We start from the raw sequence: 21,358 nt of genomic DNA, 5'->3' as shown, positions 1-21,358 counted from the left end.
CAGTCTGCAGGAGCCAGCCAGCGCTGCCCGTCGAGGCCATGGCGCCAGCCCAGGTAGTTCGGCAGGTATTTGCTCGCCACGCCATTGAACCGCGATAGCCAGCCATGAAAGCGGCTGTGATAGCCATTCACGTGTTGCAGGTGGAGGGCACCGCGGGTGCGCACTCCTGCGCTCAGATTGACTGCTTCATGCAGGATGCCGGCGCGGCGCGCGAACGTGCGGTAAGCGGCAGCGCTGTCCGACACCAGCAAGACATCGGCAGCCAGTACCGGAGTCAGGTGGCGCGCCAGCTGCCGCGCCGTGACCGGGCCGCGGCCGCAGACGAAATGCCGGGTTTTGCCGTCACGGTCGCGTGCCACCAGAATGCAGTCGAGTTCGTTGGAGATGCCGCGCCGCCTGGCCTTGCCGCCGCGCCGGCGCGCCGGCCGGTCCAGGTGCCGGCTGCCTTTTTGCGATTCGAGCAGATAGGTTTCGTCCGCCTCGACAATGCCTTGCAGCCGGGGTGGCCGGTCGTGCCGTGCTGCGCCCATGAAACGATGGCGCCAGCGAAAGCTGGTGTTGCGGTGGATGCTGGTGATTTTGGCGGCACCCCCGGACCGTGCGCGAATCCAGCACCGCCTGCAGGAAAGGCAGCCATTTGCCGCGCAGGCAGGAAAGCGAAGGGTGTGCCGGTCAACGCATTGAAGGTGCGGCGGCACATCACGCAGCGGTAACGTTGCAGGCCGCCAGAGCTGCCGTGACGATGGATGCGGATAGCCGTGCAATGCGGACAACGATCGCAGGGCCGGCCGAACTTTTCGATCAGTTCCAGACAGGTTGCCAATGACGAGGCCGACTCGAGCAGGGCACGCAGTGTCGCCAACTGGGCGCCGGACAACCCGTCGATTTGCCCGCGCAATCGTTCCAGCAAGCTGTTGAAAACGCCGTCGTGCATCGCCGCCTCCATCGTCAATACGATATGAGACAGCGATTGCGGCGAATTGTTCAGTTCCCCCCACAGGCTCGGGTGACAGCGCCAAAAAAAAAGCGACACCTCGGCGGTATCGCTTTTCCCATGCAAAGGCGCCTTGCGGCGCCGCCATCAGTGGTGACCGTGCTCGGCCTCGTAGGCGTCCGCCTCGGCCTTGTCCTTGTGGATCGTGCCGTCCGGGTGCTCCGGCGGCGTGTACAGCGTGTACAGCTTGAGCGGTTCGCTGCCCGTATTGATGACGTTGTGATGCGTGCCGGCCGGGATCACCACACCGACGCCGTCTTCCAGCGCGTGTTCCTCGCCGTCCAGGATGGCCTTGCCCTGCCCCGCTTCCACGCGGATGAACTGGTCGGTGTCGTCATGCTTTTCGGCGCCGATCTCCTCGCCGGCCTGCAGGGTCATCACGACCAGCTGGCTTTGCGGCGTGGTGAACAGCACTTCGCGGAAATTTTCATTCGACAGGGTTTTTTCTTCGAGGTTGATACTGAATCCGGCCATGATTGCTCCTTATGGGTTACCAATATTGCTTTGTATTATATCGGGGAAAACCGCGCCGGCAGCGCTGCCGCCGCCGCGGAAAGTCGCTTCAAGAACGGGGCGGCGCGGCGCTCTGGCGCACCCCATTTCGAGCAACAAGCCTGCCGGGAACTTACGCCAGCGCGACCTTGTGCAGCCAGCCGTGCGTATCGGCCGCGGTACCGCGCTGGATGCCCAGCAGCGCATCGCGCAGGGCCAGCGCGACCGGGCCGTTCTCGTTGCTGTTGATGGTGACTTCAAAGCCGCGGCCCTTGATCAGCCCGACCGGGGTGATGACGGCCGCGGTGCCGCAGGCGAACACCTCGGAGATTTCGCCGGAGGCGATGGCCTCGCGCACTTCCGTCAACGACAGGCGCCGTTCTTCCGCTGCGTAACCCTCGTCGGCTGCCAGCTGCAGCAGGGTCGAGCGCGTAATGCCCGGCAGCAGCGTGCCCGTCAGCTGCGGCGTGACGATGACCGGCTTGCCCTCTTTCCGGTACACGAAGAACAGGTTCATGCCGCCCATTTCCTCGATGTACTCGCGCTCGATCGCATCGAGCCAGATCACCTGGTCGCAACCGTGCTGCGTTGCCTCGGCCTGCGCCAGCAGGCTGGCCGCATAGTTGCCGGCGCATTTCGCCTCGCCCGTGCCGCCCGGCGCGGCGCGCACGTATTCCTTGCTGGCCCACACGCTGACCGGCTTCAGGCCCTGCGGGAAGTATTCGCCGGCCGGCGACGCGATCAGCAGGAACAGGTATTCATTCGATGGCCGCACGCCCAGGAACGGATCGGTGGCGATCATGAACGGGCGCAGGTACAGGCTCTCGCCGGAACCGCCCGGCACCCATGCCTGGTCGATCTTCACCAGCGCATCGGCCGCGCCGATGAACAGCTCCTTCGGGATCGACGGCATCGCCAGGCGATGCGCGCTGCGGTTGAAACGCTCGGCGTTCTGCTCCGGGCGGAACAGGCTGATGGAATTGTCCGGCTGGCGGTAAGCCTTGAAGCCCTCGAAGATCGCCTGGCCGTAGTGCAGCACGGAAGCCGACGGATCGAGCGACAGCGGGCCGTAGGCCTTCACTTCCGGATCGTGCCAGGTGCCGTTGCTGTACTTGACGACGGCCATGTGATCGGTGAACACGCGGCCGAACTGGATGGCCTGCAGCTTTTGTTCACGGTCGGCGGCCGAGGCCGGGGTGGTCGAGGGGGTGATGTTGAACGTGGTGTTGGAGGACATGTCGAAACTGCGGAGAAACGGAGTTGGTCGTCGGGGGAGTTTAACACGCGGCATCAGTTTGGCACCGAGGGGAGAGATACACGGTCCGTTCGCAGTGAGCCAGTGCTGGACGTTCAAGGCCGACGATCGAGCATCTGGATTATTGACCCTACGCAACATCGCCAGCCTGCCGATCCCTATATTTCTCATTGGAACTTTTTGATGGGTGAACGGGGGGAGATCTTCATGACCGAGGCAATCAATCGCACCGAAACGACCTATGTGGATGCGCGCACAGGCACGGGCCGCTGCACGGTGCAGTGGCTTCTGGAAAACCGCAACCTGAAGGGCAAAACGACGCACCCGATCACGCATAACAACAAGCTGACGATGTTCATATGCGGGAAGGAAGGATTTCAGGATATCGCGAAGGAAATACGCAATGCGAAAGGCAGCATCGATATCTGTTGCTGGGGATTCGATCCGGGGATGGAACTCGAACGCACGCGCAACGGAACCTGGCCGCGCGGTGATACCTATGGCGACTTGCTTGTAGCTGCTGGACGCCGTGGCGTGCGTGTCCGCTTGCTGGTCTGGTACGACTGGACTGCCGCCAAGGCGGGCATGGCCCGGAACATGCCGGGCATGACGCATGACACGCACGTATGGCGAATGGATGGCGGATCGAAAACGAACGCCGGGACACTCAGTGCCGCCAACAGCATTGCGCTGCTGCGCAGTCGTCACGCGGAAGCAAAGGCCGGCAAATCCGATCCGCTCAGGAATCAGCGTGGCATTTTCCGGTTCACGGACGAGACCATTCCCCTGCTGGCGCGCAAGGAATACTGCTTCAGCTGGTATCGGGCCGCCCGTGGAGGCATGCTCAAGAATATCGAAGTACGGCTGCACAATGGTGATGGGGACAGTATCGAGCGGCAGCTGTCGACCGAAACCACGCAGCCGGGAATTCTCGAGAGAACGTGCATGGAGTCTTTCGGCACGCATCATCAAAAACCTCTGCTGATCGATTTCGACCACGCGGACGGTACGAAGGCGGTGGGTTATGTGATGGGTTTGAATTCTGTCACCGAATACTGGGACACGACATCGCATCAACTGGAAAATCCTCGTCGCGAAGAAGTGGGTCCAACTGAAGCAGCGAAGGCAAGCGTTGAAGAACGCGGCTTCAAGACATTGAAACCATTTCGCGACTACGCCTGCCGCATCGATCGAGGCGGTGCGTTGGTCCCCCTGTACAACAACTTCATTTGCGCGTGGAACAGGGCCAGATCGAATGCCCCAAGTGGCGGATCGGCCGTGGACTTCAACGCCGCGGCAGGAAACGGGGGAGTTCCGGCAGCGTTGCTGCGCAAACCCTGCCCGGACGACAGCACCGTCCAGATCGTTCGCACGCAACCGGCGGAGGATGACCTGACGATACGCGAGCTGTATTTCAAGGCCGCGGACAATGCCAGTCTGGCTTTCCGATACCTCTACGTCGAGAACCAGTATTTCCAGTATGAAGAATGGACTCAACGGCTGGTGCAAAAACGCCGCGATGTAATGAAACTGTGGAACAAGGCCCGTGCCGGATCCAACAAGCACTTGGCTCACATGCCTGTCCTGCATGTGTTTGTCGTGATTCCCATGCCGGAACGAAAGGAGATGATTTCTCGCACCTACGATGCGTTGGCGCACCTCGGTGAACAAGGTGCGATGAAGGGCCAGCAGGCCATGATCGGCGAAGAAAACAGGCGCGTGGCGGCAATCAAAGCGAAACCGTCGCATCCCCTGGATGGCACGCTCGGACGGCCCCAAAAGCATCATGCGCCGTTGCCGGAAGTAGTGCGGCATGCGAACAGCATCGACAAGCCCGATCCGAAAAGATTGGAGCGTGAAAGCGGCATCAAAGTCTGCACCGCGATGCTGAATGCATGCGGCTCGGATGACAAGCAGTGGCGATACCGCGAAATCTACATTCACTCGAAACTGCTGCTCGTGGACGATGTGTTTTGCACACTGGGCAGCGCCAATCTCAATCAGCGCAGCATGACGGCGGACAGCGAGTTGAACCTCGCTACGATCGATCCGAAGTTGACGACGGATCTGCGGTGGAGGGTTTGGAAGCAGCTCAGTGGAGGCGCGTTTGATGGAGGCGACGGGAGCAAAGCCGAGATTGAAAAGGCATTCAGCCAGTGCCAGGCTCTGATGCGCACCAATGCGCTTCAAAAAAAGATTGGAGGCAAACTGACTGGCTTTCTGTTACCCCTGGCCGATGAACGAAGTTCAACGATTCGCCTGGGCTAAGCCATGTTGCTCCAACATCACTTGCTCAGGAAACTCGTCGTCATTGTGACAGTCCTTCCCGCCCTATCCTTTGGATACAAGATGATCAATCTAAGTGAATATACGTTGCCACGCGACGAGGAATTGCCCCTGTTCGATCCTCACATGCCAGCATTCACCTGCACTCATGAAGCAAGGCATATTCCTCCAATCGATGCGGAAGCGGAAGCCTGGTTCCGGGAAGCACGCGCACTCGAGGATCCAGAAATCTACGTCGACGATCGCGACTATAAGAGGATAGTGGAATTGACCCGGCAGGCGGCGGAGAGACGCCACTGGAAAGCCATGCTGAACCTGGCCAGCCTGTATCTCGAAGGACGCGACCCAAAGCACGGCACGGGTGATGCACTGCTTTGGGTTGAGGAAGCGATGCGCTTGGGAGTACCTGCCGCATATGACCGTATGGGAACGTATTACAGCAACGGCACCGGCGTGCGAGGCAATACGGAAAGAGCCCATGCTTTCTGGCTGCGGGCTGCCGAAATGGGGAATCCCCAGGCAATGACGTTCCTGGCCAACAAGATGAATGCAACCTGGGACAGCCCCAGGAATGGATTCTGGGCAAACATGTCCATTGCGACAAAGATGTTCGAATGCGCGCTGGCTCAAGGCTTCGGCGAGGCGGCATATCCACTGCACTTCCGATATCTGCATCCACAAGGTTCACATGCAGAGATCATTGCCGCGGACCCTAGGGAAACACGATTGCATGCACTTAAGACGCTGCATCTGGGCGCAAAACTGGGCTGCGCCATGTGCGCAACTCATCTGTACATCGATTTCGATCACCCCTTCAAGCTGTCGGAGATGATTGCACCGTTTGTCGACAAAGCCCGCGGCGAGCGCTACCGTGTTCTGGCCAACTACCTGGATTTCAACCCCGACATCCGCTACCCCAACCTCGACCAGGTACTTCCCCTGCCCCCTGCCATTCTGCCCGCGTGGAACGGCGACACCTACACGCTCATCGAAGCGGCAATGGGGACCTGCTTTCCACCACGCCCCGGCACGGCCGCCTCCCCTGCGCAAACGGCTGCTTGCAAGACGCTCGATCCTGTATTCCACCTGCGCCGCAGTGGCGAACAAACGCAGGGGAAGACTGCACCATTCGCCGGTTACTGGCAGCCGAAAGCGCCCGACGAGCCGGACGCCGTCCGGAAAGCGGTCGAAGCCATCCAGCCCGCCCTGTATGCGCGGGACGAACGCTTTTTCGTCCCCCATGTGTACGAACCTTTCGGCAAACCGGTCAGCTCATGGCTGGTGTGGGAACATTGGCTCACTGTCGATGCCGGCGATGGCGAAATCCGACCGCAAGCCGCAAGGGGCTGGCACGCGTCGTGAAACACACGGCACCGCTACGATCCTGCGGCAGCGAAGTGCCGTGTACCTCCACCGGCATCTGGCAACCCTGGATCGATCCTGAGCATCCCCTGCAAAGGATTGTCAACGTCACGTGGCGGCAAGCCTGGTTGCGGGAAGGCCAGCCGTTCCCGCAACCGCAGCGCGACTGGCTGCTTGACCTGCCGAACGAACTGCTCACCTGGCACTTGCTGGATACCGGGGTCGATATCAACGCGGACCGCGACGGGTGACGCGTCGACAGCGACAAACAGGCCTCACACGTCCCACGCTATTGCCTGCTCAGAAACAGGACGCAAAAATAGGGACCGCAAAAATGGGGACGGACCCTGTTTTCCAGGCAATATTTCCCAGAAAACAGGGTCCGTCCCCATTTTTTAAGCAACATTTTTAGTAGTTGACCGGATAATCCTTCGCGAATTTCGCGCCCGAATATGCCCTCTTCTGCGTCCAGTCCTGCGCCGGGGCGGTCCAGTAGCTGTCCGTGGCGGGCAGCCCGAGCGACAGGAAGCCGGCGGTGGCGATGTACATGCTGCCGTTGTTCGAGTACCAGTCGCCCAGTTCCGGCTGGTGCCCCATGAAGCCGATCGTCAGGTAGCCGTCGCTGGTGAAGTTCGATGGCGTGGTCCAGATGGCGCGGTGGGCGGCGTCGAGCGCGGCGCATACCTGGCCTTCGGGCAGCGACTTGGGCAGCTTCTTGCGCCATGCCAGCAGCGCCAGCGGCTGGAACACGGCGGTGCGGTAGGTCAGCGAGCGGCCGACCGGCGGCCAGGTGCCCTGCGGCGAGATGAAGCGCTCCAGGTGCTCGCCGTAGCGCTGCATGCGCTGGTAGGCCTGCGCCAGCAGCTCGTCCGGCTTGCCGTTCCAGAACGGTCCCTTGTGCTTCGCCAGCACTTCCAGGATTTCCACCAGCATCGGATACATCACGTACGAGCTGTAGTAGTCGAAGTGGAACGCCTCGCCATCCTTGATCCAGCCGTCGCCGATGTACCACTCGTTGATCTTGCGGATCGCCACGTTCATCCGCATCGGATCGTGCTCCTCGCCGATCGACAGCAGGAAGGCCTCGTTCATCGCGGCGAACAGCAGCCAGTTGATGTACGGCGGCTCGATGCGGCGCAGGCTCTTGATCTCGGCGACGATGCGCCGCTTCGTCGTCGCATCCAGCGGCTCCCACAGCGCCTTCGGCGCGCGCATCAGCGCGTTCGTGAAATACGCCGAATCGACCAGCGTCTGCCCCGGCCCCTTCCACAGCAGGTAATCGGGGCTTTTCGGATCGACCGAATGCACGTAGCTCTGCACCGCGAGTTCGCGCAGGCGCTTGCGCGACTTGCCTTCCGGCGTGCCGTCATCCGGCAGTTCCAGCCACGGTGCCACGCCGGCGATCAGCCGGCCGAAGCATTCGAGGTACGTGACGCCCTTGTCGCGGCCATCCCACGTGGGGCTGACCTCGAGCTGGAAGGTTTTTTTCAGCTGTCCTTTGGCCATGTTGGCCAGCACCGGCTCGGCCATCCGCTGCATCAGGCCGAGCTGGAAGGCACGCGCATCGGCCGGTGACGGCGACACCGATCCAGGCTGGCCGGCAGCCAGCGCATCGCCACCGCCGGCCAGCAGCGCAGCCCCGGGTGCCGCCGCCAGGCCGCGCATGAAGTTACGACGTTCCATCAGTTGGCTCCTTTCTCAGTTGCCCCATCGATCAGCCGTACCATCTCCGCCCCGGCCAGCAGGAAGGCCCCCACGCCGAAGTGCGCGGTCGAGTTCTTGTCCACCACCTGGCCGGGGATTGCCCGGTCGCCGATCGGCTGCACATAGCCCAGCCGGCCGTCGTCCTGCACCGCCGTCGTGGTCAGGAATTTCCAGCCCTTCTGCGCGGTCGGCAGGTAGTCGGCCTTGTCCAGCAGGCCGTTGTTGATGCCCCACAGGAAGCCATACGTGAAGAACGCGGTGCCGCTGGTTTCCGGCCCCGGCGCGTGGGTCGGATCGAGCAGGCTGCGCGTCCAGTAGCCGTCGGCCTGCTGCGCCTTCTTCAGCGATGCCGCCATGTCGCGGAACATCTGCTCGTATTCGGCGCGGTGCGGATCGTCCTTCGGCAGGTCGTCCAGCACGCGCGGCAGCGCCGCGAACACCCAGCCCACGCCGCGCGACCAGAAGTCCTTCACGCCATTCACGCTCTTGTGCTTCGGATAGACATAGCGCGCATCGCGGAAGAACAGCTTGGCGTCCTCGTCGTACATGATCTTGCGCGAGTGCGAGAAGTACTCGTGCATCTTGGCCAGGTACTGCTTGTTGCCTGTGATCGAATACAGGCGCGACATCACCGGCATGCCCATGTACAGGCCATCGGACCACCACCAGTAATCGTCGTTCGGGGTGCTCATCTGGTATTCCATCACCTCGCGGGCGCGGGCGATCCGCACCGGGTCGGGCTGCAGCTTGTACAGGTCGGCGTAGACCTGGAAGCAGGTCTGCCAGTCGCCGAACAGCACGTGGTCGTCCGTTTCGCCGTAGGTGTACTTCCACGTCGATTTATCGGTGGACTTCGCGCCCATCCACTTGTTGTGCTCCGCCCAGTCCTGCGTGTAGCGCAGGTAGGCCGCATTCTTCGTGATCTTGTACGCTTCCAGGTTGCCCGTGTGGTAGGCCGCCACGTTCCAGAACGGCCACTCCTTCGACGGCGTGGTCTTCTGCCAGTAGCCGTTCACCTTGTCCATCGCGGCCACCACGTCGGCCCTGGCCTGCGGTCCGGCCGTCTCATTGGCGGCTTTCTGCGCCGCGCAGCCGGCCAGCACGAAGGCCGCGACCAGCAGCATGCCCTTCGCCGCGTATTGCCTGTTCACCTGTTGCTTCATCGATTCCACTCCTTCGGTTTGAACTCCAGCACGCGCACCATCGACGGCGCTCCCCGTGCCAGTCCTTCGCCATCCGCCTGCCGCACGTCCTGCACGAACAGGTTCAGTTCCCCGCTGCGCCGCCAGCGCTCCGGGTCCAGGTTCGGCTCCCACGCGCCGACCGCCGCATCGGCGAGATCGCGCACCGTCCAGCTGCCGCGCGCGATATCGACCAGCGCGGCCGACACCCGGTTGCCCCGTTCCTCGTCCCTGAACAGCAGCAGCGCATTGGCGCCCGCCGTATCGACGACGAGCTGCGGCCGCGACACGGGAATCGCCTTCGTGCCCATGCCCGACAGCGAGAACGGCGTGCGCCGGAAGGGTAGATCCAGCGTGCGCCAGCCGCCATCCCCCAGGTGGACGATGCGGTACTGCGGCACCGTTTCGCCGGCCTTGCGCCAGTACGTGGCGATATAGGGCCGGCCGGCACCGTCCGCGGTCATCGCGGTCTGGTTGATCAGCTCACTCTTCTGCGGCACACGCGCCGCCACCTCGGCGGTCGCCTCGGTGACCGGCAGCGCCAGCCTGCGCCCGCCGCTGTCCTCCCACGTCGCGCCGCCGTCGCGCGAGCGCGCATAGGCGATGTCGTGGTTGCTGGCGACATCCGGCGACTCGCGCCAGGTCCACGACACGTGCACCGTACCTTGTCCGCCGACGGCGGCCTGCCAGTAAGCGTTGCGCTTGCCCTCGCCGGAGATCAGGTTATCGTGCAGCCGCGCCCACCGCTGCGCCGCCGGATCGTAGCGGTTCACGACCAGGTTGCCGCGCCCCGATCCGCCGTCCCGGTACAGGAACAGCATGCCGCCGCCGGCCAGCGGGTGGAACTCGGGATAGGTCACGGAGCGCTCGTCGCGCCCCGTCATCGCCTCTTCCGCGCCCAGCGTCAACGCATGCGGCGCGGTGCCGCGGGCGTAGCGCAGCGGGCCGTTGTGGTGATCGAACGCCACGTGCAGGACGCCACTGGCATCCAGGCCGATGCTGATGCTGTTGTGGGCATCGCGCACGTTGCCCTTGTATTGCGTGGGCGCCAGTTCCCAGCGCGCGGCATCGGGCTTGCGCCGGCCCAGCACCACGCGCCCTTCGGCATCGTAGAAGGCGATGAACTGCCACTCGCGGTCGCTGACCAGCGCATGGCGCCGGAACACGACGGCGTTGACGGAGTTGTCGGCCCAGCCCGGCGCCACGTCGACGAGCTTCACATCGGCGCCGGCAGCCGGCTGGCCGCCGCTGGCACAGCCGGCCAGCAATGCCGCCAGCAGCGCGGCAGCCGGCCACGCCGCGGCCAGCCGCGCTGCCGCGGCACCTCGGATCGGTGCCCGCATTACAGCGAACCGCGGATGCCGATCTTGATCGTGCGGCCGTCGTACTTGGCGTAGTCCATCCGGGTCTTCTTGCCGCTGCCGTACACGCCGTTGGCATCCTCGAAGTAGTCGTAGGTCAGCGTGTTGGACAGGTTCAGCGCATCGAGCCGCAGTTCCAGCTTGTCGCTGATCTTGTAGCTGATATTGCCGTCCAGGTAGCCGCGGGCGGCGCGCCAGCGGATCAGGTCGTCGCCGTTGTTGCGCGGGTTGTCGCCGTGCAGCGAGCGGCCCTTGTAGTTCCACGACAGGCGCACCGCCAGCGGGCCCCGCTCATAGTAGCCGGTGGTGCTGTAGGCGAACTTCGGCACCGAGTTGACTTCGATCTCGCGGCCCGCGTTGGTGATCCAGCGCTGGCTGTTGAACGGATCGATGTGGGTGAAGCTGGCCAGCGCGCCGAAGCCCTTGAACGGATCGGGCAGGAAGTCGAAGGCCTGCTGGTAAGCCAGCTCGTAGCCCTTCAGCACCTGCTTGCCCGCGTTCGAGTACGTGCGCAGCGTCATCGGCAGGTTCGGATCGATGCGGCCGTTGGCATCCTGGAAGATCGGGCCCAGCGCCGTTTCCGGCAGGCCCAGCGAACCGAAGGTTACGTTCTGCGTGGTCGATACCGTGGCATCCGTCAGCACCTTGCGGAAGTAGCCGGCCGACAGCAGGCTGCCCGGCTTGAAGTACCACTCCAGGCTCGTATCGAAGTTCTTCGACTGCTGCGGCTTCAGGTTCGGGTTGCCGGCGGTGGCCGTGTTGTCGAACTGGTTCGGGATGACGGTCTGTGCGGCGATGATGCCCAGCGATGCGCGGGAAATGGTCTTGCCCCACGAAGCACGCCACATCAGGGTATCGGTCACGTCGAAGGCGGCGCTGATGGCCGGCATCACATTGCTGTACTTGCCTTCTTCCTCGTTCGGCACATAGGCGTTGTTCGCGCCGGCCTGCTTGAAGTTGTCGATGTAGGTCTTGGTTTCGGAATAGCGCACGCCGGCATTGAAGCGCAGTTCGCGGCCGAATACCTCGCCACGGAAGTCCGACTGCACGAACGCGGAACTGACCTTTTCCTGCGCGGTGAAGCTTTGCGCCGGCGTGAACGCGGAGTTCGGGTTGTATTCCAGCGGATTGAACGTGGAATACGTGTAGCCGCGGTCGAACGTGCCCCAGGCGCCCGGCCAGCCGCCACCCATGTCCAGGTTCGAAATCGGCAGGTTCGACGTCATGCCGGCGCGCAGGCCGGCATTGCCCAGCTGGTTCAGCCGCGCCGTGGCCAGCGAAGTGCCATTGCGCTTGTCGATGCCCTTGGTGGTTTCCACGAACGAGAAGCCGCTCTTCATCTTGCCGGTCCAGCCGCCCGGCAGCTCGTACGAGTACTCCGCCGCCGCGCGGGCCTGGCGGCCCTTGTCGAATTCCTTGGTCCAGCCGGTACCGATCTGGAAGCCCTGGAAGTTGTTCGGGTCAGTGTAGCTGGTCGGCGACGACAGCGACGGGTACACGTGGTCGTCGCCATAGTCGATGGTCGACGTGATGCCGAAGATCTGGCCGGACAGCGTGCTCTGGTACGACAGCGCGCTGCTGTTGTTGGCGCTGGCCTGGGCGGTAAACGTCAGCTTGTCGCTGGCCTTCCAGGTCAGGTTCAGCGCACCGTAGCCGAATTCCGTTTCGTCGTTGGCGTAGGTGACGCCGCTGCTGTACGAGGTGTTGCCGAAGGTACCCTCCAGCAGGTTCGATGCCGGATCGATGCTGACATCGAGCGGAATGAAGCCGTTGTTGCCGTTCTGGCCGGCCGGCGCATTGCGGTTGGTGGTGCGGCTGTTGCGCACCAGGATGCCGAAGTACATCTCGTCGCGCTCGTTCTTCAGCTTCGAGTACAGCGTGTCGAAACTGACGTTCAGGCCACCGTTCTTGTACTGCAGCGACGAGACCAGGCCATCGCGGGTGCGGTCGTTCTGCGAACCGTAGAAGCGGTAGATGCGCGGCAGTAGCGCGTTGTCGATCTGGTCGCGCGTGTAGCCGCCCAGGTTGGCCAGCGGCGAATCGTAGTCGAGCGCCACGGCGAAGTTGCCGCGCAGCGGAGTGCGGCTGCCGTTGGCCGAGCTGTTGTAGCCGCCGGTGGCTTCGAAGCCGGAGCGGTTGTTCTTGCTGCCCGAATGCGAGCCGCCGACCAGGAAGCCCCAGTTGCCCCAGGTGTTCGAATACAGCGCGAAGCCGGCCGGGTTGAAGCGTTCGGACATCGTGTTGTAGCCCGCCGTGATGCCGTAGCGTACCTGGCGCTTCGGATTGTCGAACGGGCGCGGCGTCTGCAGGTCGACGATGCCGCCCAGGCCACCCTCGGTCAGCTCGGCCAGCGGCGACTTGTAGAAGTCGATGCGGCCGAACAGTTCGGACGCGAACACGTCGTAGTTGAAGCCGCGCGCGGCGCTGCCGATGGTACTGGTCGACGTGGTGTTCACCGGCGCGCCGTTCAGCGTGGTGACGGAGTATTCGGTGGGCAGGCCGCGGATCGAGATGCGCTGGCCTTCGCCGGAGCTTTCGTCGCGGTTCAGGATCACGCCCGGCACGCGCTGCAGCGACTCGGCCACGTTCGCCTCGGGGAACTTGCCGATGTCCTCGGCCACGATCGAGTCGCGCACGCCGATGGCCTGCTGCTTCAGGTTCAGCGCCTTCTGCAGGCTGGAACGGAAGCCCGTGACGACGACGGTGCTGACCGCCTCCTGGTTCGCGGCGGGGCCCGCGCCGGTGGTGCCGGTAGTCGATTGCCCCGAGGCGCCGGCCTCCGGCTGCGCGCTGGCCTGCGGTGCGGCCGCGTCTGCGGCGGTGGCCTGCGGTGCGGCCGCATCCGCGGCGGTTGCCGTTTCCTGTGCACTGGCATGGGTGCCGTAGGCCGCGGCAAGCGCCAGCGGCAACAGGGTGGCGAGAAGCTTCTTGTTCATCTCCGTCTCCGATCTAATATGGTTATCTCGATGCCACGAGTTATGGTCACGTTACCACAAGGCGTTTTCAGAAAATCGCTCAACAAATTGAGCGGTTTGACGACGGTTCCCTAAGTCGTTGAGTTCATTGAATAAAGTCTTGACGGCAAATTCCGGCGATGTGGTAACGTGACCACATTCCCGCCTGAACCATGTCCGCTCTGGTACAGTCGGTGCCTCCAGAACAACACGTGGCCACCGTCCAGCCCCATGCGCAAGACCAGCAAGCTCAGTGAAGTGGCAAAAATCGCCGGCGTGTCGCCGATCACCGCGTCGCGGGCGATCCGCGGCGTCGGCTACGTGTCCGAATCGGCACGCGCGCGCATCATGGAAGCGGCCGCGCAACTGAATTACACGCCGGACATGCTGGCGCGCCGCATGCGCGGCGACAAGAGCAACCTGATCGGCGTATTCGTCAACAACTACGGTTCGCTGGTGCTGCACGAAGTCACGCGTGCGATCAGCACCGAAGCCCGGGCGCGCGGCTACGACATCCTGCTGTTCAATGCCGAGCGCTTCGACAGCCCGGCGCGCGCCGGCACCGTCGACATGTTGAGCAAGCTGTGCGACGGCCTGCTGCTGGTGATGCCGAACGGCGCGGACGGCTACCTGGATGTGCTGGAACAGCATCGCATGCCGTGCGTGCTGGTGCACTATGACGCGCGGCCGGTCAACCTTCCCGTGATGGCGCTGGAGAACCGCAACGGTGCCCGGATGGCGGTCGAACACCTGCTGGCGCTGGGCCACCGCCGCATTGCATTCCTGGCCGGCACCTCGGCCACCGGGCAAAGCGCCGAGCGCGAAAAAGGCTACAAGGATGCGCTGCGCGCGGCCGGCATCCGCGCCGATGCGTCGCTGATCGTGGGCGGCGCGTTCAACCAGGCCGCCGGCCACGCCGCCGCGCAGCAGCTGCTGGCCCTGAACCGCCCGCCGACGGCGATCTTTGCCGCCAACGACGAAATGGCCTATGGTGCGATCGACGCGATCCACAGCCGCGGCATGAAGGTGCCGGGCGACATCTCCGTGATCGGCTTCGACGACATTCCGCTGTCCAGCCACGTGTTTCCGCCGCTGACGACGATGCGCCAGCCGCTGGCCGAGCTGGCGGCGCGCGCGGTGGGCGACGTGGTGACCATGGCCCAGGGCGGTACCGTGCCGCCGGAACGGGTGCCGTTCGCGATGGAACTGGTGATCCGGCAGTCGACCGGGCCGGCCGCCACTGCCGGCGCAGGCCAGGCGGCCGATTCCGCCGAACCGGCCGACGGAAACGTCTGATGGCCCAGGCCGCCGGCACTGGCCTGCCCCGCGATTCCGTCGAGGAAGCGGGTGCGGTCGGCGGTGCCGGCACGGGTAAGACAGGCGGCGGCGCCGGCGCAGGAACGATAAGCAGCGCAGCGGCCGCTGCGGGCCTGGCCGGCATGCTGGGCTGGCTGCTGCTGGGCGACCTGGGCATCGCGATGCGCGACCGTGCGGCGCTGCCGTCCGCGCTGGAACTGCTGCGCGTGGCCGGCGCCTCGGACACGGCCACGTCGCTGCTGCTGTCCACCGTGCCGGCGCTGCTGTCGATGTTCGTCGTGCCCGTCGTCGGCTGGCACTCCGACCGGTACCAGGGGCGCCTGGGGCGCCGCCGGCCGTTCCTGCTGGTGGCGGCACCGGCCGGCTGCATCGCGCTGATCGGCCTGGCCTGCTCACCCGCGCTGGGCGCGGCGGCCCATGACTTGCTGGGCGACTGGTCGCCCGGCGCGCGTATCTGCCGGCTGGCGGCGTTCGGCCTGTTCTGGACCGTGTTCGACTGTGCCGCGCTGTGCGCGCTGTCCCTGTTCACGGGGCTGGTCAACGACGTGGTGCCGTTCGGCTGGCTGGGCCGCTTCTATGCGCTGTTCCGCATCGTCGGGCTGGGGGCCGGGATCGCCTTCCACACCTGGGTATTCGCGCTCACCGACCATTACCTGGCCGAGATCCTGGCCTGCACCGGCGCGGTGTTCGGCGGCTGCATCGTGGCGATGTGCGTGGGTGTGCGCGAACCGCCGGCACCGGCCGCACCGGCCGTCTCCGCCACCGCCGGGCGCGGCCTGCCCAGGCAGTTCATGACCCGGCCCATCCTGTGGGCGATCGCGATGTTCGTCTGCGCCGCGATCACGTTCAATCCGTTCAACACGTTCTACCAGTTCTTCGCCCACGCCAGCGCGGTGCCGAAGGCCACGCTGGGCATGCTGACGGCGATCGGCTACGCCGTCTCGATCGGTTCGGCGTTCGCCATCGGCTGGCTGGTCGACCGCTGCGGCGCGATGCGCATCTCGGCCATCGTCATCGCCGTGTATTGCGTGGTGGCCGCGCTGGGCACGCTGCTGGTCGACGATGCCGCCAGCTTCCAGGCCGTATACCTGTGCCACGTGATCGTTTCCGGCGCCTGGTGGACCGCCGCCGCGTCGATGCCGATGGCGCTGTTCCCGCGCGAGCGCTTCGTGCAGTTTAATGCCACCAAGGACTTCGCGGTCGTTTCGGCCAGCATCCTGGTGGGTATCCTGCAGGGGCCGCTGCTGGACCTGTCCGGCCACGATTACCGTCTCACGCTGGGCTGCGGCGCCGTGTTCTCGGCGCTGTGCCTGCTTTGCCTGGCGCGCCTGCGCGCCCTTCCCCAAGCTGTTCCTTCAACCTAGCCAGAAACACATGACCAACCAGCCATCCCGCCGGCGCGTACTGCTCGGCACCGCCGCTGCCGTCGGCAGCACCCTGCTCCCATCGATCGGCAGCGCCGCGCCGGCGCACCGGTTCGCCGTCGGCGACAACGACTTCCTGCTGGACGGCAAGCCCGTGCAGATCCGCTGCGGCGAAGTGCACTTCGCCCGCGTGCCGCGCGAATACTGGATCCACCGATTGAAGGCGATCAAGGCGATGGGCCTGAACGCCGTGTGCGCCTACCTGTTCTGGAACTACCACGAGTGGCGCGAGGGCCGCTACGACTGGAGCGGCCAGCGCGACGCCGCTGAATTCTGCCGGCTGGCGCAGGCCGAGGGCCTGTGGGTCATCCTGCGCCCCGGTCCCTACGCCTGTGCGGAATGGGAAATGGGCGGCTTGCCGTGGTGGCTCTTGAAGAGTGACGGAGCCGGCAAGCCGGACGCCTTCCTGCGCACCCGCGACGACAGCTTCGTCCAGCCCGTGCGCCGCTGGATGCGCGAGGTGGGCCGCGTGCTCGGCCCGCAGCAGGTCACGCAGGGAGGCCCGATCCTGATGGTGCAGGTCGAGAACGAATACGGCTTCTTCGGCGAAGACCTGGAATACATGCGGGTCATGCGCAAGGCACTGCTGGACGGCGGTTTCGACGTGCCGCTGTTCCAGTGCAACCCGACCAACGCGGTGGCCAAGACGCACATTCCCGAGCTGTTCTCGGTGGCCAACTTCGGCAGCGATCCGCAGCGCGGCTTCGCCGAACTGGCCAAGGTGCAGAAAGGCCCGCTGATGTGCGGCGAGTACTACTCCGGCTGGTTCGATACGTGGGGCGCGCCGCACCGCACCGGCAGCGCGGCCAAGGCGGTGGCCGACATCGAGGCGATGCTGGCAGCGAACGGCTCGTTCAGCCTGTACATGGCGCACGGCGGCACGTCGTTCGGGCTGTGGGGCGGCTGCGACCGGCCGTTCCGGCCCGACACCACCAGCTACGACTACGATGCGCCGATCAGCGAGGCCGGCTGGGTCGGCGAAAAATTCGACGCCTACCGGGCCGGCATTGGCAAGCACCTGGCACCGGGCGAGACGCTGCCGTCGCCGCCCGCGCACATGCCGGTGACGACGATCCCCGCGTTCACGCTGGCCGAGACTGCGCCGGTGTTCGCCAACCTGCCGGCGCGCGTCATTCGCGATGTCACGCCGAAGCCGATCGAGCAGTACGACATCAGCCGCGGCGTGATCGTGTATCGCGTCACGCTGCCGGCCGGCCCGGCGGCCACGCTGGAAGCGGCCAAGGTGCGCGACCTGGCGTGGGTCTACATCGACGGCAAGGAAGTGGGCACGCTGGACACGCGCTACCGGCGCTTCCGCGTCAACCTGCCGGCCCGCAGCAAGAGCACCACGCTGGAAATCCTGCTGTACACGATCGCGCGCGTCAACTTCGGCGTCGAGATCCACGACCGCAAGGGCCTGCATGGCCCGGTGACGCTGCGCGCGAAAGGGCAACCGGTGGTTGCGCTGGAAAACTGGGAAATCCGCGCGATCGATTTCGACGCCGACGGCGTGCTGCCGCCGCTGGACTGGAAAGCCGGCAAGACGAAAGGCCCGGCGTTCTGGCGCGGCAGTTTCGATGCCGCCACCGCCGCCGACACCTTCCTCGACATGACCACCTGGGGCCAGGGCATCGTGTGGATCAACGGCCGCTGCCTGGGCCGCTACTGGAGCATCGGCCCGACGCAGACGATGTACCTGCCCGGCCCCTGGATCAAGGCGGGGCGCAACGAGGTCGTCGTGCTCGACCTGACGGGCCCGCAGGACAACCGCATCGCCGGCGTGGCGAAGCCGGTGCTCGACCGGCTGCGCCCCGAGCGCGACCTGGCGCGTCCGCCCAGCACGGCGCGCCTGGCGTTGCAGGGTGTGAAACCGGTGCACGAAGGCCGCTTCCAGCCGGGCGGCGTCACGCAGGACGTGCCGTTCGCCCAGCCGGCCCGCGGCCGCCAGCTGTGCATCGAGGCGCTGGACGCTTTCGACGGCAAGCCGTTTGCCGCGATTGCCGAACTGGCACTGCTGGGCAGGGACGGCAAGACGCTGAACCAGACGCTGTGGACGATCGCCTATGCCAGCAGCGAGGAAGCGTCGAAGGAAGACGGCACGGCGCTCAACGCGATCAACGGCCAGAACACCGACTTCTGGCATTCGGCCTACAGCAAGTCGGTGGCACAGCCGCCGCACCGGCTGGTGCTCGACCTGGGCGCGCCGTTCGAGGTGGCGGGCCTGCGCTACACGCCGCGCCAGGGGCCGGACGGGGTGACGGGCCGCATCCGCCGCTACCGTGTCTATGTCGGCGACAAGCTCGTCACCGAAGAGGCGTAACGAAGAGACATGGGCGCTTGACTGAACGTCAAGTAGACACTCTGCTCATGAGTGCACACTCACCGCTGGCACGGTTGACCCGACCGTGCCCGCGGGAAATACTGGAGGCCTTCCACATGTTTTAAGGCCTTTCGGAATCCATGGCAACCGTTGCACAAGCTACCAGCACCACCCTCTCCGGCTACAACCATATCGACGCATTGCTCGGCAATATGCCGAACTGGAACTACGTCACGCCCGGCACCAATACGCTGTACTACTCGTTTTCCGTCGCCAGCAACCTGGAACCGGGCAATTCCTCGCTGCTGAGCGCCCCGCAGGCCTTCACGGCGTCGCAGGCGGCCGCCACGCGCGGCGCCATGACGTACGTCTCGAAGCTCACCGGCATCAAGTTCGTGGAAACGGCCGATGCCGGCCTGGCGCAGGTGCATTTCGCGAACGCCAACCTGGCCGGCTCCGGCACCACGGGCCTGGACAGCAACCGCATCGGCTATTCGTACAACAGCAGCGGCGTGGTGACCAAATTCACCGCCGCCTCCTATGTCTACCTCGACAACGCCGAATGGGCCGGCATGAACGCCAACCTGGCGCCGGGCACGCAGGGCCACGAGACGCTGCTGCACGAGCTGGGCCACATGCTGGGACTGAAGCATCCGTTCGAGGGCTCGATCAGGCTGCCGTCCACCACCGACAACACGTCGCACACGCTGTTGTCGTACACGCATACCGGCGGCATCCACTCGACGTTCAGCCAGTACGACATCGCCGCGCTGAAGTGGCTGTACGGCGGCGACGGCCTGGCCGGCAATCTCGGTGTCAATTCGGCCACCGGCGCGCGCTGGCTCGCGGGCACGAGCACCGCCAATTCGCTGGCGGGCGGCGCCGCCAACGACATCCTGGAAGGCGCCGGCGGCAACGACGCGCTGAATGGCGGCGCCGGTACCGACACGGCGTTCTACAACGGCGCCCGCAGCGCCTACACGGTCACCCGCACCGGCACCGCGTCGTGGAACGTGACCGGCGCCGAAGGCAGCGATACGCTGGCGAACATCGAACTGCTGCGCTTCACGGACGCGACGGTCACGCTGGCCACCGGCGCCGTCACGCTGACCCAGCCGTCCGCCACGACGGCTGGCCTGGCCGCAGCGGTGTCCGAGGCCGGCACCGTCGCGTTGCGATCGGTCCAGTCGAAGGACGTGGCGGCCGCCCTTGCAAACGCCTCGGCGGTCCATGGCGACGGCGACATCGATGTGCAGGTGGCCGGCCACCACGGGCACGGGCACGGGCACGGGCACCACGATGACGGCGCCGGCACGCACGCGCCGCATGCCGGCCACCCGAAGGGCGCCGCACTGGCCCGCGCCGAGGCGCAGGACCTGCATGGCGCCGGCGGCATCGACGTGCAGCTGGCCGGCCATCACGAGCACGGCTTCGCGCTCCACGACATGGCGTGATCCGGCCCCGGCGGCGCGTCGCATCCGCGCTGCCGGACGGCCTGGAGCCATCGCCATATTGCCGGCTCCACGGGCATTGCAACAAAGTGTAATCCGGCCGCCGCACGGCGGCCCGGCCGGATTATGCTGTCGGTATACCGACAAGGAGTTTGGACATGGCCTACGATGCGATTCCCTACCTTCCGCTGCTTCACGTGGCGGAAATGAACGATGCCCGGCACCTGCTGTTCGGCCCGCGCCTGGGCGACGACGGCTACGACAACGAGGCGGTGTACGCCAGCACCGTGCCGGGCGAAGGCTCGTTCCCCGTCTTCAGCTTCACGGCCGTCGAGGGCGCGCTGTACACGGTCACGTCGGAAAGCTGGTTCGATCCCTACCACCTGGTGGTCTACGACAACATGGGCAATCCGATCGCCGAGGACGACGGCTGGGGCCCCGCCGGCCAGGACGGCCTGAGCTTCATCGCCCCCTATACCGGCAAGTACTACGCCGATGCCTCCTGGCAGCAGGGCTACGCGCCGGACGGCGGCGTCGAGCTGGCGATCCTGGAAGAGCTGGACACGGTGCCCGTGCAGCTGGGCCAGGGCACGGCGAATGACGACGAGATCACCGGCACGCTGACCAACGACGCGCTGTACGGCAACGGCGGCTGGGACCTGCTGATCGGCGAAGGCGGCAACGACCTGATCGACGGCGGCAGCGGCACCGATACCGCCTGGTACGAAGGCGGGCGCGACGAATACGACATCATCAATGCGGGCCACCGGCTGTTCGTCACCGATGCCGTCGGCCTCGACGGCGAGGACACGCTGGTCAATGTCGAGCGGCTCGATTTCGCCGACGGCGCGCTGGCGTTCGACGTGGACGGCACCGCCGGCCAGGCCTACCGGCTGTATGGCGCCGCCCTCGGGCGCCTGCCGGACGAAGGCGGGCTGGGCTACTATATCGACCGGCTCGATGCCGGCGTGTCGCTGCGCCAGGTCGCCGCGGGCTTCGTCGCGTCGCCCGAGTTCCGCGACCTGTACGGCGCCAATCCGACCAACGAGGCGGTGGTGACGGCGCTGTACCGCAACGTGCTGGACCGCGAGCCGGAGCCCGCCGGCCTGGCCTACTGGGTGGACATGCTGGCTTCCGGCCGCGACACGCTGGCCGGCGTCGTCATCGGCTTCAGCGAAAGCCGGGAAAATTACTACCAGCTGGTCGGCGTGATGGAACAGGGCATGGAATACCAGGTCTACGGCTGATACCCGGCGC

At 65.2% G+C, this 21,358-nt stretch carries 14 protein-coding genes and 1 pseudogene; 8 read left to right on the top strand and 7 right to left on the bottom strand.

The annotated features are described in order from the left end of the window. From FHS02_RS17865 to FHS02_RS17855, 3 genes and pseudogenes are all read right to left on the bottom strand, one after another. Nucleotides 1-934, bottom strand: a pseudogene (locus tag FHS02_RS17865) (IS1595 family transposase); the annotation flags it as partial. A gap of 147 nt (nt 935-1,081) precedes the next feature. Beyond that, complete coding sequence (locus tag FHS02_RS17860; RefSeq protein WP_137313612.1) at nt 1,082-1,468, bottom strand: cupin domain-containing protein; 387 nt, start codon at nt 1,466-1,468, stop codon at nt 1,082-1,084. Between the two features lie 151 nt (nt 1,469-1,619). Then, nucleotides 1,620-2,723: a branched-chain amino acid aminotransferase gene (locus tag FHS02_RS17855; protein WP_137313613.1), complete on the bottom strand. Its 1,104-nt coding sequence runs from the start codon at nt 2,721-2,723 to the stop codon at nt 1,620-1,622. A gap of 225 nt (nt 2,724-2,948) precedes the next feature. Here FHS02_RS17855 and FHS02_RS17850 point away from each other — a divergent pair, with 225 nt between their 5' ends. The 3 genes from FHS02_RS17850 (at nt 2,949) to FHS02_RS17840 (ending at nt 6,640) form a co-directional block, all read left to right on the top strand. Then, entirely contained in the window at nt 2,949-5,009 is a 2,061-nt protein-coding gene (locus tag FHS02_RS17850) for a phospholipase D-like domain-containing protein (RefSeq protein WP_137313614.1), read from the top strand. 81 nt (nt 5,010-5,090) lie between these two features. Further along, nucleotides 5,091-6,389, top strand: a complete 1,299-nt coding sequence (locus FHS02_RS17845) for an SEL1-like repeat protein (protein WP_137313615.1) — start codon at nt 5,091-5,093, stop codon at nt 6,387-6,389. Then, the gene (locus tag FHS02_RS17840; RefSeq protein WP_137313616.1) at nt 6,386-6,640 is read left to right on the top strand and encodes a hypothetical protein; all 255 of its coding nucleotides are present in this window, start codon (nt 6,386-6,388) and stop codon (nt 6,638-6,640) included. The genes FHS02_RS17845 and FHS02_RS17840 overlap by 4 nt, the downstream gene beginning before the upstream one ends. A 157-nt stretch (nt 6,641-6,797) precedes the next feature. Here the strand turns inward: FHS02_RS17840 and FHS02_RS17835 are convergent, their stop codons facing one another. Genes FHS02_RS17835 through FHS02_RS17820 form a run of 4 tightly spaced genes read right to left on the bottom strand, consistent with a single transcriptional unit; the run spans nt 6,798 to nt 13,571 of the window. Beyond that, on the bottom strand, nt 6,798-8,072 hold the full coding sequence (locus FHS02_RS17835) for a DUF2264 domain-containing protein (RefSeq protein ID WP_137313617.1): 1,275 nt from the start codon (nt 8,070-8,072) through the stop codon (nt 6,798-6,800). After that, nucleotides 8,072-9,256 (bottom strand): glycoside hydrolase family 88/105 protein, encoded by a 1,185-nt coding sequence (locus tag FHS02_RS17830; protein ID WP_229422597.1) that lies wholly within the window; start codon nt 9,254-9,256, stop codon nt 8,072-8,074. Before FHS02_RS17830 ends, FHS02_RS17835 begins: the two co-directional genes overlap by 1 nt. Further along, entirely contained in the window at nt 9,253-10,617 is a 1,365-nt protein-coding gene (locus FHS02_RS17825; RefSeq protein WP_137313618.1) for a BNR repeat-containing protein, read from the bottom strand. Before FHS02_RS17825 ends, FHS02_RS17830 begins: the two co-directional genes overlap by 4 nt. Next, nucleotides 10,617-13,571: a TonB-dependent receptor gene (locus FHS02_RS17820; protein ID WP_137313619.1), complete on the bottom strand. Its 2,955-nt coding sequence runs from the start codon at nt 13,569-13,571 to the stop codon at nt 10,617-10,619. Before FHS02_RS17820 ends, FHS02_RS17825 begins: the two co-directional genes overlap by 1 nt. A 249-nt stretch (nt 13,572-13,820) precedes the next feature. Here FHS02_RS17820 and FHS02_RS17815 point away from each other — a divergent pair, with 249 nt between their 5' ends. The 5 genes from FHS02_RS17815 to FHS02_RS17795 all read left to right on the top strand — a co-directional run bounded on the left by FHS02_RS17815 (nt 13,821) and on the right by FHS02_RS17795 (nt 21,348). Then, nucleotides 13,821-14,885, top strand: coding sequence for a LacI family DNA-binding transcriptional regulator (locus FHS02_RS17815; protein ID WP_137313620.1), 1,065 nt, complete (start codon nt 13,821-13,823; stop codon nt 14,883-14,885). After that, nucleotides 14,885-16,270, top strand: a complete 1,386-nt coding sequence (locus FHS02_RS17810; RefSeq protein ID WP_137313621.1) for an MFS transporter — start codon at nt 14,885-14,887, stop codon at nt 16,268-16,270. The genes FHS02_RS17815 and FHS02_RS17810 overlap by 1 nt, the downstream gene beginning before the upstream one ends. A 10-nt stretch (nt 16,271-16,280) precedes the next feature. Beyond that, nucleotides 16,281-18,650: a beta-galactosidase gene (locus FHS02_RS17805; RefSeq protein ID WP_137313622.1), complete on the top strand. Its 2,370-nt coding sequence runs from the start codon at nt 16,281-16,283 to the stop codon at nt 18,648-18,650. Between the two features lie 140 nt (nt 18,651-18,790). Continuing rightward, nucleotides 18,791-20,104, top strand: coding sequence for a hypothetical protein (locus FHS02_RS17800; RefSeq protein ID WP_137313623.1), 1,314 nt, complete (start codon nt 18,791-18,793; stop codon nt 20,102-20,104). A gap of 155 nt (nt 20,105-20,259) precedes the next feature. Beyond that, nucleotides 20,260-21,348, top strand: a complete 1,089-nt coding sequence (locus tag FHS02_RS17795) for a DUF4214 domain-containing protein (protein WP_137313624.1) — start codon at nt 20,260-20,262, stop codon at nt 21,346-21,348. The last annotated feature ends 10 nt before the right edge of the window (nt 21,349-21,358 follow it).

The sequence above is a fragment of the Pseudoduganella umbonata genome (genome assembly GCF_014192225.1).
Lineage (GTDB): Bacteria > Pseudomonadota > Gammaproteobacteria > Burkholderiales > Burkholderiaceae_D > Rugamonas > Rugamonas umbonata.
This window is presented reverse-complemented; position numbering and strand designations above follow the sequence as displayed.